Annotated in this window: 16 protein-coding genes; 4 read left to right on the top strand and 12 right to left on the bottom strand. The window is 40.8% G+C overall.

Features of this window, described 5'->3' with window-relative positions; genetic code table 11:
• Positions 1–14: 14 nt before the first annotated feature.
• Genes F902_RS08990 through F902_RS08965 form a run of 6 tightly spaced genes read right to left on the bottom strand, consistent with a single transcriptional unit; the run spans position 15 to position 4,670 of the window.
• Positions 15–1,226: an NAD(P)/FAD-dependent oxidoreductase gene (locus F902_RS08990; protein ID WP_005202791.1), complete on the bottom strand. Its 1,212-nt coding sequence runs from the start codon at positions 1,224–1,226 to the stop codon at positions 15–17.
• Positions 1,227–1,253: 27 nt separating this feature from the next.
• Entirely contained in the window at positions 1,254–2,186 is a 933-nt protein-coding gene (locus F902_RS08985) for a VOC family protein (protein WP_005187266.1), read from the bottom strand.
• Positions 2,187–2,197: 11 nt separating this feature from the next.
• Entirely contained in the window at positions 2,198–2,962 is a 765-nt protein-coding gene (locus F902_RS08980; RefSeq protein ID WP_005202789.1) for an SDR family oxidoreductase, read from the bottom strand.
• Complete coding sequence (locus tag F902_RS08975; RefSeq protein ID WP_005202787.1) at positions 2,955–4,022, bottom strand: aromatic ring-hydroxylating oxygenase subunit alpha; 1,068 nt, start codon at positions 4,020–4,022, stop codon at positions 2,955–2,957. The genes F902_RS08980 and F902_RS08975 overlap by 8 nt, the downstream gene beginning before the upstream one ends.
• A 17-nt stretch (positions 4,023–4,039) precedes the next feature.
• On the bottom strand, positions 4,040–4,339 hold the full coding sequence (locus F902_RS08970) for a recombinase-like helix-turn-helix domain-containing protein (protein ID WP_004652921.1): 300 nt from the start codon (positions 4,337–4,339) through the stop codon (positions 4,040–4,042).
• Between the two features lie 25 nt (positions 4,340–4,364).
• Positions 4,365–4,670: a non-heme iron oxygenase ferredoxin subunit gene (locus tag F902_RS08965; RefSeq protein ID WP_004808056.1), complete on the bottom strand. Its 306-nt coding sequence runs from the start codon at positions 4,668–4,670 to the stop codon at positions 4,365–4,367.
• A 267-nt stretch (positions 4,671–4,937) separates the two neighbouring features.
• Between F902_RS08965 and F902_RS08960 the strand changes: the two genes are divergently transcribed.
• The gene (locus tag F902_RS08960) at positions 4,938–5,750 is read left to right on the top strand and encodes an IclR family transcriptional regulator (RefSeq protein ID WP_005202782.1); all 813 of its coding nucleotides are present in this window, start codon (positions 4,938–4,940) and stop codon (positions 5,748–5,750) included.
• Between the two features lie 58 nt (positions 5,751–5,808).
• Here F902_RS08960 and F902_RS08955 read toward each other — a convergent pair whose 3' ends face one another.
• From F902_RS08955 to F902_RS08945, 3 genes are all read right to left on the bottom strand, one after another.
• Positions 5,809–6,618: an SDR family NAD(P)-dependent oxidoreductase gene (locus F902_RS08955; protein ID WP_005202780.1), complete on the bottom strand. Its 810-nt coding sequence runs from the start codon at positions 6,616–6,618 to the stop codon at positions 5,809–5,811.
• A gap of 119 nt (positions 6,619–6,737) precedes the next feature.
• A complete protein-coding gene (locus F902_RS08950) occupies positions 6,738–7,193 on the bottom strand; it encodes an SRPBCC family protein (RefSeq protein WP_005202778.1) in 456 nt (151 codons plus the stop codon).
• Positions 7,194–7,451: 258 nt separating this feature from the next.
• Positions 7,452–7,724 carry a hypothetical protein gene (locus F902_RS08945; protein ID WP_005202776.1) on the bottom strand — a complete coding sequence of 91 codons (273 nt, stop codon included), beginning with the start codon at positions 7,722–7,724 and terminating at the stop codon, positions 7,452–7,454.
• 622 nt (positions 7,725–8,346) lie between these two features.
• On the opposite strand from F902_RS08945, the gene aguA (F902_RS08940) reads away from it, so the two are divergent.
• From aguA (F902_RS08940) to F902_RS08930, 3 genes are read left to right on the top strand one after another with little or no spacing between them, the layout of a single operon-like run.
• Positions 8,347–9,438: an agmatine deiminase gene (gene aguA / locus F902_RS08940; RefSeq protein WP_005202774.1), complete on the top strand. Its 1,092-nt coding sequence runs from the start codon at positions 8,347–8,349 to the stop codon at positions 9,436–9,438.
• A 51-nt stretch (positions 9,439–9,489) separates the two neighbouring features.
• Positions 9,490–9,798 (top strand): DMT family transporter, encoded by a 309-nt coding sequence (locus tag F902_RS08935; RefSeq protein ID WP_005202771.1) that lies wholly within the window; start codon positions 9,490–9,492, stop codon positions 9,796–9,798.
• Positions 9,799–9,801: 3 nt separating this feature from the next.
• Complete coding sequence (locus F902_RS08930) at positions 9,802–10,116, top strand: DMT family transporter (protein ID WP_005202770.1); 315 nt, start codon at positions 9,802–9,804, stop codon at positions 10,114–10,116.
• 50 nt (positions 10,117–10,166) lie between these two features.
• Here the strand turns inward: F902_RS08930 and F902_RS08925 are convergent, their stop codons facing one another.
• From F902_RS08925 to F902_RS08915, 3 genes are all read right to left on the bottom strand, one after another.
• Positions 10,167–10,967, bottom strand: a complete 801-nt coding sequence (locus F902_RS08925; protein WP_005202769.1) for an SDR family NAD(P)-dependent oxidoreductase — start codon at positions 10,965–10,967, stop codon at positions 10,167–10,169.
• Positions 10,968–11,210: 243 nt separating this feature from the next.
• On the bottom strand, positions 11,211–12,296 hold the full coding sequence (gene aguA, locus F902_RS08920) for an agmatine deiminase (protein ID WP_005202768.1): 1,086 nt from the start codon (positions 12,294–12,296) through the stop codon (positions 11,211–11,213).
• A gap of 57 nt (positions 12,297–12,353) precedes the next feature.
• Complete coding sequence (locus F902_RS08915) at positions 12,354–13,682, bottom strand: APC family permease (RefSeq protein WP_005202767.1); 1,329 nt, start codon at positions 13,680–13,682, stop codon at positions 12,354–12,356.
• Between the last annotated feature and the right edge of the window lie 116 nt (positions 13,683–13,798).

Raw genomic sequence — 13,798 nt, 5'->3', positions numbered from 1 at the left:
ACCGGATCTAATGTTTATGGTTTTAATTTCATGACATTAAATTCAGGGTCTGCTAATAATTTTGGGTCTAACTCGGTATTCGACTGCATCCAGCGCTTTGCCAGTTTGACCAGTTTTGAATCATTGATGGCGATCATGTTCAACAAACGGTTTTGATCATCTAAATACAAATAACTGCATTGATCATCTGCGCTTTTTCGAACCACAATCTGCCCTGTTTTTTCAGGTTGATAAGTACCTAAAATCTGAATATTGAAGTGATACTGATCTGACCATAACCACGGGATATCGCTATATTCGGTTTCAATACCCAGCATTGATTTTGCAGCGGCAATGGCCTGATTCTGTGCATTAGCCCAGGACTGAATGCAATACCCAAGCCCGGGATGAATTGCAACATCACCTGCGGCATAAATATCCTGATCAGAAGTCTGCCCAAAACCATTCACCACAATGCCATCTTTCACATCCAAGCCTGCATTCACGCCAAGCTCTTTGGCAATATCTGCACCTGCACCCACAACCACACAGTCAAATAACTCACTCACATTGGGATGATTGACCACTTCAACTTTTTGCTGACCCGCTTCAATCAAATGCAGATTTTTACTGTCTAAATGAATCTGAGTACCCTGTTGCTCATGCATACTTTTCAGAAAAGCAGAGACATCAGGGCTGACACTACGTGCGCAAAGACGATCACCGTATTCAAAAATATGAACTTCTTTACCCTGTTTACGTGCGGTCGCCGCAATTTCCAAACCGATCCAGCCACCACCAATCACGGCTAACTTTTGCGAATGCTGCAAGATTTCGGCTAAACGCTCACAATCCTGAACATTACGTAAAGTCACCACATTGGGAATAAACTGCCATGTGTTCACAGGCACACGGGCACGGCTACCTGTGGCGATCAATAATTTGTCATACGGTAAAACCTGACCGCTTTCCAGAACCACCTGCTTCTGTTGGCGATCTACCTGAGTAGCAACTGCAGGCTTGTGCCATTGGATATTAAAATCCTGCACCTGCTCTGGAGAAAACAGATGCAAGCTTTCATAAGTGGCTTCTTTTGAAAGTACCTGTTTTGACAATGGTGGGCGTTCGTAAAACACACGGTCTTCATTTGAGACCACATGAATTTCACCTGAATATCCATTCTGGCGCAAAGTACTGACTGCCCAACCTGCTGCTTGTCCTGCACCCACAATTACGATTCTTTCCATAGCTTGTTCTCCCTGCCTGATCTGTACTTATGCAGGTTTAACCTGACGACGGGTATGATCATCCAGACCGCCTTCAATCGCCCATTCTGTAAAGAGTTCCAGACGATGTTCTTCGATACGTGGTTGCCATTCTTCAGTCAGGTAGTCATCGTTGGTGTAATACTCAAATGCGCCACCAAGCGGTGAATTGACATACCAGAAGTAAGCTGAAGAAATCGGATGACGTCCTGGGCCAATGAAAGTCGACCAGTCAGAACGGTTCATGTGCAATCCACCACCAATCACCTCATGGATATCACGAACGACGAATGCAACGTGATTGAGTCCAGCAGGTTTATTTGGTACTGAAAGCAAGAACAGGTCGTGGTGGAAACCTTTACCGCGACAGCGTAAGAATGCACCACGATTGCGATAAGCATCTGATAAGAAGAAACCAAGCTTTTCAATATAGAACTGTTCCGTCTTTGCTAAATCAGGCGTGAAAAAAACCACATGTCCAATCGCAACAGGTTGTCCTTTGTCATATACAGGACTTGCTGCATTGACACGTTGTACATTGCCGTACTGGTTAATGCCTTCTGTTTTTAATGCAGGCAGCTCTTGGGTAAAACTCTTTTGAAAACGGATGGTCATACCATTTGGATCTATGCATTGCACCATATCCGTACTGGCTTGATAACCCTCCACATCATTCAGACGAAGTGCTAAATTTGCCAAATCCTGTGCCGCATCATCTAGCCCCCAAGTCACTTCACGTAAAGTTGAACCTGACTCGATTGCTTTAGGTAAACGATGATCATCACAATCAAATAAGTAAATCTTGCTGCCATTTTGTGTCTGGTAAAGATCTGTCCCTTCAATATCTGACTGACTTTGCTTGAGACCGAAATCTGCCAAAAATTTATTCGAAGCAGCTCTGTCTTCAACGCCAAACTTTAAAATCTCAATCCCTGTAATCATGAGATTACTCCTTAATTAAAGACAAAACCGCCATTTACTGGAATATTCTGTCCTGTCACAAACGAGGACAAATCTGATAGTAAATAAAGGGCTGTTCCGTTCAAATCCTGTGGTAATTGCTGACGTTGAATCGCACGACCATTCACATATAAATCATGGCGTTCTTGCGGCACATAAGCTGTTGCTTCAACCAAAGTTAAGCCTGGTGACAGCGTGTTAATACAGATATTGAATGGTCCAAGTTCTCTCGCCATGGAACGCGTCATTGCAGTCAAGGCACCTTTGCTTGCCACATAGGCCATCAAATTCGGTGCTCCCCATAAGGCGGTATCCGAAGCGACATTGATGATTTTGCCTGCATTCGATTCGCTGAGATAAGGCACCGCAGCCTTGGTCACTAGCCAAGTCCCTTTCACATTAATGTTCATGACACGATCCCAAAGATCAGCGTCATAATCCATCATGCTTTTGCCACCCACATTGGTTGCAAGTGCAGCACAATTCACCAAACCATCGATGCCACCTAAATGCTCAGCGGCCTGTTGAACCGCCTTTTCAATCGAGTTCGCATTTGCAAGGTCAATGCTGACTGCATCAACACTTAAACCTTGTGCCCGCAATGCTGTTGCTTCGCTTTGCACCAGATCTGTCAAGACATCTGCCATGACCACATGCGCACCTGCTTCCGCAATCGCCTGAGCAAAGTCTCGTCCCAAGCCTCTTGCCGCACCTGTGACAAGGACTTTTTTGTCCTGCAACAGTGCGACATTAACCATGGACTTCTTCCTGCATCTCAATACGGTTTGAGCTATTGAGTGCTGCAATTTTCTTTAACTGTTTTTCCGCTTCTTTTTTCATTAAACGGCGCAAACGAGAGAGACCGACATCATGTTGATAGAGAAATTCGTGTTGACGTGCATTCGGTGCAAGATGTTCTAAAATAATCCGATCTTGCTCCAACACATCCCAATGCAATTTTTCTAAATGGTTACGATACAAGAAACGCCAGACATTACGTTGCCAGCCACTGACTTTACGACAGCGCCAGAAGAATACACGGGTATTTTTTTCATCAATTGGCGTTGCATAACCGACAATCCAGAATTCGCCACCTGGGCCAAAATCTTTACGATACGGAATCGAAAGACGTAACCAGCTCGCACCGGTATTGGCATATTCAACCCAGTCAAAATTCACACCGACTTGGCCTTCTTTTTCAAAAATAAAACCATTGGGCGTTGAACGATGTTTCATTTCTGCCGTACGATCACCCTCTGCCATTGAGTGTGATGTGCAATGCAAATAGCTGCCGTGCATCGGGTCCATCACATTATCAATCGCATACTGATGATTTACTTTCCAGTCCGCCTGACATAAGAATGAACTCCATTCTTCACTTGCCAGTTGTTCAGGAAAATCTAGCGGCTTAGGCGCTTCATTGGCATCGATACCGAACCACATGAAAATTGCACCATGCTGCTCAATCACAGGATAGCTTTTGACACATGACGTGCCTTTCATTGGACAGTCATGTACCGCAGGCACATCTTCCACCACGCCATCATGACGGACTTCAACCCCGTGATACCAGCAAGCAACACGATTGCCCAGATTCCAACCTAAAGAAAGACGTGCGCCACGATGCGGACAACGATCTTCCAAAGCATGAATCTGACCTTCCGCATCACGCCAAACCACGATATTTTCGCCTAAACGGGTAATCCCGACAGGATTCGCCGCCACTTCCCAGCTTGCTAGCACTGGATGCCATTGGTCACGTAAACCTAAATCCAAATATTCTTCTACACTCGGTGTTACTGATACTGCTGCGTTCATCACTATTCTTCCTTGAATTAATAACCTAAACGTTGCATTTCTTCTGAGAAGGTTTCAGAAGTCCAAAGCTCACCAGATTCACAACGGAAGCCTTGTTGATTTAAAGACTGCACTAAATCACCAAGTTCTGTTACACCTGCTGCAAAGGCTTTAATTAAGTACTGAACAAAATCTTGCTCATAGGCCGTTGGCGCTTTATAGCGTGTCTGCCAAACCAGAAGCTCTGCCTGACCTGGTATCTGAATATTGTTAATCCCTGCTTCAGTCGCTGGCGTGGCATGAATCCAGTTCGCTAGCTTCTTATTAAATGTTTCCATGAGATTCCATCCTTATAAATAAGACTTATAGTTGAATTTGAACGTCCTGCCCTTCAACACGTACAGGATAGGTGCACAAATCACGGCATCCTGGTCCACTCTTCAACTCACCTGTCTGGATATCAAAGATCGCCTCATGCAATGGACATTCCACTGTTTGATCTTCGATAAAGCCTTCTGTTAACAAAGCAAAGGCATGTGGGCAAACATTCTCGATGGCAAAATAATGATCATCGATGAAAAATACGCCAATTTTCTTACCGTCGACTTCAATGGCTTTCGGCTCGTCTTCGGTCACGTCGTCTTGCTGACAAACTGAGATCCAACTCATCCTTGCATCCTCATTTGTTTTATATATAAAACAATATTTGATATAACAAACTTTAATAAAGAATACTCCGATGCTGTTTTTTATGTCAAACAATATAAATCTTTAAAAATCATTAATTTGATATTTATCACACATTCTTTTACGTTTTACTTAGGAAATTTTGTTTCATATATAAAACTATCTTTTCGTTATGCTTTGCAGTTAGAATAGAATTCTAAGAAAATTAAATTTTTATGATTTGCATTTTTTTGTAGGAAAATTAAACTGATGAATTCGAGCATTGAAACAGACTCTCAAGAATCTGAACTGACAAAAAATGATGATCGCTATTTAGTCCCTGGCTTAGTGCGTGGCTTGGCAATTTTGCAAGCCTTTAATCAACAAACCCAAGAAATGACCATTACTGAAATTGCCGAAGTTCTCGATGTTAACCGTTCCAGTGCCTTTCGACTGATCTACACACTGGAATCATGCGGCTTTCTACGCAAGGCGTCACAAAAGACCTATGCACTCGATTCGAAGGTGATGGAGCTCGGCTTTAATAGTTTGTCTAAACAATCCTTATTAGATTTAGCTACGCCGTTGATGAAAGAACTGCGTGATCAAACCCAACTGGCGGTGCATTTATCCATTTTGGAAGGCACGCATATTGTCTTTATCAATAACATTCAATCGAATGGCACCTTTACCAGCAATATTGGCCTAGGTACGCGCTGGCCCGCACATGCCACCGTGATTGGACAAATGATGTTGGCAGATCTCAGCGAAACGGAAATTCGTGACCGTTATAAAAACTTTAATCAATGGGATACATTCTCAGAACTCACCCCTAAAAACCTCAAGGAGCTGTTACAACGCCTCAGTTTTGTCAAAACCCAACGTTCCATGGTCAGCTGGGGACATTACAATCACGATATGGCGGCCTGTGCTGCACCGATTTTTAAACAATCTACCCATCAAATGGCGGCGGTACTCTCTGTCAGTTGCCCATTAGGCAGTTATGATGAACATTATTTTAGAAATGAAATCGCTGAAACAGTGATTCAGAGTGCAGATAAGATTTCTAAATTTATCTATTAAGGGATAACAAAAAAGCAGCGAAAGCTGCTTTTTTGTTTAGATTTTCAGACTTCAATTATCAGGTTTGATCTGTCTTTAATTTATTTTTTAAACGTTTATCCATTGCATCGAATAAAGGACGCGACAAATTCATCATCCATGTAGGTACTGTATTCAATACTGCATTGGCAACCAAACCTGTTTTACTACTAACCCGATAGGATTTTTCTTGAATCGCTTTCACAATCCAACCTGCAGCAGCAGGTGTATCTAACATTTTCATGTGTTTGTAGATTGCGGTCTTGGATGACATTGGCGTTCTGACCATTGGAAAATACACAATACTGACATCAATGCCTTTATCTTTCAGTTCCATGGATAATGAACGGGAAAAAGACTCGAGTGCAGATTTACTCGCGAGATAAGCTGAGAACAACGGAATTGGCACTTGAGTGGACATGGTCGAGATATTGACAATATGCCCTGCGCCATTGGCCAAAAAATGCGGCAATAATCCCAGCGTCAGATTGACTGCTGCAAAATAATTAATCTGCATGGTACGCGTATAGTCATGTAGACGATCAAGCGATTCAAGAATCGGACGGCGAATGGAACGGGCTGCATTATTCACCAGAACATCAATGTTCTGATGTTCAGCTAGAATCTGAGCAATACAACTTTGTGCTTGTTCTACATCAGTCAAATCAGCCTGATAAATAAAGACTCGTCCCCCTTGAGCCTGAATGCCGGTTTGAATTCTTTGTAATTCATCTAAACGACGCGCAATCAGACAAACTGTAGCCCCTGCTTGCGCCAGTTGTATGGCAGCCTGTTCACCAATCCCACTTGAAGCACCCGTAATAATGATGGTCTTTTCCATTACATCCATTGCTTTCTCCTTGATCAGAATACCATTTCAAATCTGTCGATTTACTTATCCTACAGTAGCTATAACCTATCGCGATCAAACTTATGCTGTTTTCTATTTTTTATCAGCTACTCACTTGGCTACAAGGCCTTAATTTGAAACTGGTTAATTTTAGCTGCAATTTTCTTTAGCCCATGGTTTGCCGAGGTCTGCAACTGCATCAAGGTTATTTCTGTAAGGAATGGGACTTTGCTCTCTAACCAGATGGTATAAGTCAAATGGGTATGTCCATCTGATTCTTCAAACTCCAATCGCCCCAAATGATAACTGAATAAGCAATTCTTTAGCATTTGATATTCAATCATCTGATTGGGCAAACTCTGTGTGATCTCTTCTTGAATCGGTTTAAATACCCCGAGGCCCATCTTTCGTATTGAACCCACCCCATCTGTATTGTGATCATCCGTAGAAGCTTTAATCACAACCGATTGTAGCGGCCATAAAACCGTATTAAAGGTTCGATGTTTTGAAAAAAGATGAAAAATAAGGTCTACTGGTGCATTAAAGCTTTGTTTCATTACAACAAATTTGGGCATTCGACATCATCCTTCTCATCGTCTCACCCGAAAATTATGTAATATAAAACCAGCTTCACTCAGAATTAAATCAAAACCTGAATAGTGCTATATAGCTGCTTATTGATATAAGTTTCGGGACTACTTTCCTGAGCATTATATAGACTACCGATGATTTATCTTGACGCTGCGTCTTTAATTTGACTTTCTGTGCCAATTTCTATCCCTATAAAACGCATAAAAACCATAATTTTAGCTAAAATAAAGCCAATAAAGTACTTAACATTCACACGTCCCAAACATGTTATAGACAAAATATACTGGTGCATCTTCTGGATAGACATCGCTGTCTTTAATCATGAATAAAACGCCTTCACTCAGTATGATCAAAACATCTTGATTACGGCTGACAACGGTTCCTTTACTTATTATTTTATTTAGCTTACCGATATTATCAGCATCATGTATAAAAAAAACTTTTCGTCCTGACTTAATACTACTTGGAATAACTTTCTTATATAAACCACAATTCTTACATACCCATTTCTTCACTATCAATTCTCATGAACAAAAGGAAGATCATATTAAAAATTGCCCGCATTAAGTGGACATGAAAAACCTAATAAATTAACAATACAGTCTTTTCTTTATACGATAAAACAGGCTAAATGCCTAACCAACAAATTAAACATAAAATAAAAACAGATTAGGACAAAATTATAAATTTATTTTAAAGTTAAATATAAATCTTAAATCTATCTGATGATACATAACATAGATCATCTAACCCTATTCAAACAGGTATTTCGCACATAATGAGCTTGGATGATTGATGAGTCGTTTTTATTCTACACATCATGCATATATACACTCTCTATTGTTCTTTCTCTGTAGCCCAATACAGCTACCTATTCGTGAGATAAAAATAGTACTAGTTTCTTCATTTTCTTATACATTTTAGGTCATTTATTCATAAGTTATTTTCCATTGCTTAGAAAACAAACTCTGTTTTTATGCTTCTTCGAACTCGCGTCAACTCATTCATATCTTTATTTATTTTATTTTTCCGTTTTCTTTAAATCGGCAATTTAACCAGTATTTAAACCTTGAGATTTCAAAAAAACTGATAGCTCCTTTATTTAACATTCAAAATATCTGAACTAATATCGGATCAATGAAACCTGATATGAAGTTTAAGCACATGAAAAATCATATGTATAAAATGCCCGCTGAATGGACGCCACAACAATGTGTTTGGATGATTTGGCCTTATCGTACCGATAACTGGAGACAAGGTGCATTGCCTGCACAGCAAGCCTTTGCCAAAGTCGCTGAAGCGATTTCTAAAACCACACCGGTATTTATGGCGGTTCCCCATGCTGAAATGAATAAAGCAAAAGCCACGATTCCCGCCCATGTCACCTTAGTTGAAATTGAAAGTGATGATGCATGGATGAGAGATACCGGACCAACCATCGTGAAAGATCCAGCAGACAATAATGTCGCTGTTGATTGGGTCTTTAATGCATGGGGTGGTGAAAATGGTGGCTTGTATGATAATTGGGATAAAGATCTTGAGGTTGCCAGTCAGGTCGCCCATTTTCATTCCATCCCATTACATCAGTCTGGCATGGTCTTAGAAGGTGGTGCCATTCATGTCGATGGCGAAGGCACATTATTAACAACCAAAGAGTGTCTACTGCATCCCAATCGTAATCCAGAAATGACGCAAGCGCAGATTGAGCATGAACTTTCCACCTTACTTGGTATTGAGAAATTCATTTGGTTGCCATTGGGTGTGTATAACGATGAGACCGATGGGCATATCGACAACATGTGTTGCTTTGTCCGTCCAGGCGAAGTGGCACTACATTGGACAGATGATCAGAATGATCCACAATATGCAAGTTCAAGACAGGCATTAGACATTCTCGAATCAGTAACTGATGCAAAAGGCAGGAAACTGAAGGTGTGGAAATTACCCGCGCCAGGACCTTTGTATGCCAGTGAAAATGAAACCATTGATGTTGAAAAAGGCAATGCCATTGAACGTTTTGAAGGTAATCGTTTAGCGGGATCATATGTGAATTATCTGATCAGTAATCAGCAGATTATCTTTCCCTTATTGGATGAAAGAACTGATGATCAAGCCTATATTTTGTTCCACAAAATGTATCCTGATTATCAAATCACTGGCGTTCCTGCGAGAGAAATCTTATTAGGTGGCGGCAATATTCATTGTATTACCCAGCAAATTCCCAAATAGCATCTGCACGGATTGCTTATTTGTTCATTAATCTACTTACGGTGAGTTCTTATGGCTTGGTTATATTTATTCATTGCGAGTTCATTCGAAATACTTTGGGCCATTGGCCTAAAATATTCTCGAAACTTATTTGAATGGTCATTTACGGTTTTCTTTATTGTCGGAAGTTTCCTATTTTTATTCTTAGCAGCAAAAAAAATGAAGCCCTCTTATGCCTATGTATTTTTTGTTGTTCTTGGAACCTTAGGAACGTTTCTATTTGACACTTATATTATTGAGAATCCAGTCAATTTTATTTCGCTGATTGCAATTGTGATGATCATTATTGGTGTGGTCAAATTAAAACAGATCGGAGACTAAAATATGAGCTGGCTATTGTTAATTGCATCTGGGATATTAGAAATATTTGTCGTGAAAAGTATTCGTGACCTGATTCATAAAAAATACCGAACCGCGATTCCACTCTACATTGTGTCACTTTCAGCTTCGCTGTTTTTATTGCATATGGCGATGAAAAATATTGATGTTTCAATTTCTTATGCTGTTTATACGGGTATTGGTGTGATCGGTACTATTTTAATGGGCATTTTCTTTTGGGGTGAACGAAAAAGCATGGAGAAGTTTTTTTATGTCGGTGTCATTGTCACGGGTGTCATTACCTTAAAACTTGCCAGTTAAATTTAGTTGTAGTCTGTAGCTTAAATGAAGCTACAGACATCTGATATTGGCTATCCACGCTGAGATGAGATATTGCCTCCATCAACCACAATTTCTGCTGCTGTGATATAACTCGCTTCGTCTGATAGAAGGAACCTGACCACACGACCAATTTCCTCAGGTTGGCCTAAACGCCCCAAGAGAATACGTTTTTCGAAAAAATTTTCTGGAAGCGAATCCAATGAAGCTTGTACCATTGGGGTATGAATTTGACCAGGTGATACTGAGTTAATGCGAATATTATCCCGTGCTAAGCGATCTGCTAAAGAGCGTACCAATGACAACATTCCGCCTTTTGCTGCACTGTAAATTGGATTAATCGCATTACCAAGCGTTGCATTGATAGAAGCAATCGTCACAATTGCTGAACCTTTATTCAATGTAAAATCACGATACAATTTTTGGCTTAAAAATGCTAAAGGTCTTAAATGCGTATCAATTCCCGCAGCCCATGTCTCTAAGGTAATGCCTTCTAAGGAGCCAGTATCTACAATACCTGCGCAATGTACCAAGCCACCAAGACTTCCAAGTGCCTTACGACTCTTCTCGATTGCATCATCGTACGCCTCCACCTCCATAATATTAATCCCAATCCCGATCGCTTTAACGTTAAATTGTTTTGATATTATGGCAGCACTATTTTTAGCTTTTTCTAAATTAATGTCCCAAATCGCAATGGGTCTCCCTACTGCTGCTAGGGTCTTTGCAACAGCAAGACCAATACCTGAAGCACCACCAGTAATGACAACACCTGTATTGGGTATTGCTAATGTTGGTATTAAATTTTCCGTATCTAAAACATCTGTATTCATTTTAAAAATCCATCTAAACACATTAAGTTTTAGATATTATTCCTTTCACCTAGCGGATATCTAAAAAAAACAAAATATAATATTTTTTACCAATTTAGGATTATCAAACAGACATATTAGGAAAAAATTTAATAGACACTATTAAAAACATAACAACTTAAAATCAATTATGCCATATTAAAAAAATAGAGATAATATAAAGACAGCTATATTATAATGCTATATAGCTGTCTTTCTTACAATTTATGCTGGAATTTGCTGGGTAATACAGTGAATATTACCACCACCCAATAAAATCTCACGTGCAGGAACACCCGTAATTAAATAATCAGGATACATCTGCTGGAATAAGGCTTTAGCTTCCTCATCGGTGCGTTCATCTAATAAAGGGAAAATGATCTGCTGATTACTGATCAGATAATTCACATATGATCCCGCTAGACGATTACCTTCAAAACGTTCAATCGCATTGCCTTTTTCAACATCAATGGTTTCATTTTCACTGGCATACAAAGGTCCTGGTGATGGTAACTTCCATACTTTTAAACTTCGTCCTTGTGCATCTTTGCTATTTTCAAGCACCGTTAATGCCGCGACAGATCGTGCATATTGTGGGTCTTGAGGATCATCCGTCCAATGCAACGCAACTTCACCAGGACGCACGAAACAGCACATATTATCGACATGCCCATCAGTTTCATCATTAAATACACCTTCAGGTAACCAAATAAAATGGCTTACGCCGAGACATTCTTTGAGGGTATTTTCAATTTCAGTCTGCGTCAGATTTGGATTTCGGTTTGGATTAAGCAAGCACTCTGAGGTCGTCAATAATGTCCCTTCACCATCCACATGAATCGCACCACCTTCCAAAATGAGAGAGGTCGAATAGGTTTCAAGATCATGTCGTGCTGAAATCTGCTGAGCAATTAATTGATCTTGGTCCCATGGAAAGTATAATCCGCCATTTTCGCCACCCCACGCATTGAACACCCAACTCACCCCTTTTCTCTCTCCCGTAGCATTCTTGACAATACTTGGCCCCGTATCACGCGTCCACGCATCATCACTTTCCATTTCAACCAATGTCACTTGCGCTGGCATTGTTTGACGGGCTTTATCCATTTCAGCAGAGGGTACGGCCATAAACACGGGGGTGGTTTGAGTAATTGCCGCAGCAACTTGAGCGAAAGCCTGCTGAGCGGGTTGTCCATTGGCGCGCCAGTTATCGGTACGATAAGGCCAAATCATCCACACCGCTTCTTGAGGCGACCATTCGCCCGGCATCTGAAAACCATCTTGCTTTGGTGTATTCATTGTTTGTTGCATATCCTGTTTTTCCACAACTTTTAAATCCTTAGAAATATTTTTTAACTGAGTAAACCTTCAGGTGGTTGCACCAAAGGAAATCGGCTGCTTTCTCAATTTTTTATAAAGTAAAAGCAAAACACCTGTGGCTAGCCATATTCCACCAAACTCCAAAGCTGATTTTTCGAGATGTAACCACAACCCTAATAAACACAGCACCGAAGCCAATGGCAGCAATAAATTGAAGAAAATATTTTTAAATCCAGCCCGTTCTTTGCGAATCACGAAAAATTTCATAAATACCGAAAAGTTCACCATCGTAAAAGCAATCAAGGCACCAAAACTCACCAGACTGACAACTGTTGCTAAGTCCACGACAATTGCGAGCAACGAAATCATGCCGACAAAAAAGATCGAATATAAAGGTGTGCCTAATCGAGCATTCACGGAACCAAATACTTTTTGGTTAAATACTCCGTCTCGGCCCATGATATACAGCAACCGCGATGCGCTGGCATGCGAGGCCAAACCTGATGCAAAGGCATTCATGATTTGTACAGTCAATAAGGCAGACTGGAAGAATACCCCACCGACATAGAGTGCAATTTCAGGTAAAGCTTCATCAGGATTTTTAAACTGTTCCAGCGAAGGGAAAGACAATTGCACAAACCAAGAGACCGTAATAAAGATAATCCCGCCCAATAAGGTGGTGAGTATGATCGCACGTGGAATGGTCTTGGTTGGATTTTTGCTTTCATGCGCCAAGGTAGAAACAGCATCGAAACCTAAATATGAGAAACAAACCAGTGAGACACCTGTCAGTAAGGTCAGATATTCAGGATTGCCATTCAATAGTGGTGTGAGCGTCATCACACTGCCATAGCCGTGAGAATTACCAATGCCTGTGACCACCAAAAAGATAAATACCAGCATCATGGCAACCGTGGCCAGAATAAAGATGAAACTAAAATTGGCGAGAATATTGATGCGGAAACTATTAATCAAGGTTAACAGTCCCACCATGATGAGCACCCATCCGGTATAGGAGATATCAGGCATCAATGCATTCAGATAGAAAGATGCCAATAGCACATTGACCAACGGGATTAGCAGATAATCAATCAGCGAACACCAGCCCACAAAAAAGCCAGCAGTCTTGCCACAGGTCTCCGTGGTATAGGTATAGGCAGATCCTGACTTGGGTGACAATTTACTGAATCGCGCATAACTGAAAGCGGTTAACAGCATTGCAATCAACGCCAAAACATAGGCCAGTGGGACACGTCCTTCTGTCACTCTGGAAATAATACCAAAGGTATCAAATACCGTTGCGGGCGCCATATAGGCCACACCAATGACAACGACTTGCCAAAGTGAAAGCCCTTTCCGATTATTATCGCTTTCCATGCATATTTCTCCTACATCAATGCAAACTCTTATTTAGTGCATTGTTTTTTTTTCACCGAGTCGGCGTTGTATTGAAAAGAGAAGTCCCTTTCTCGATCCAATAACCTGTTTTAAAT

Source organism: Acinetobacter higginsii, assembly GCF_000369525.1.
GTDB classification, from domain to species: Bacteria; Pseudomonadota; Gammaproteobacteria; order Pseudomonadales; family Moraxellaceae; genus Acinetobacter; species Acinetobacter higginsii.
This window is presented reverse-complemented; position numbering and strand designations above follow the sequence as displayed.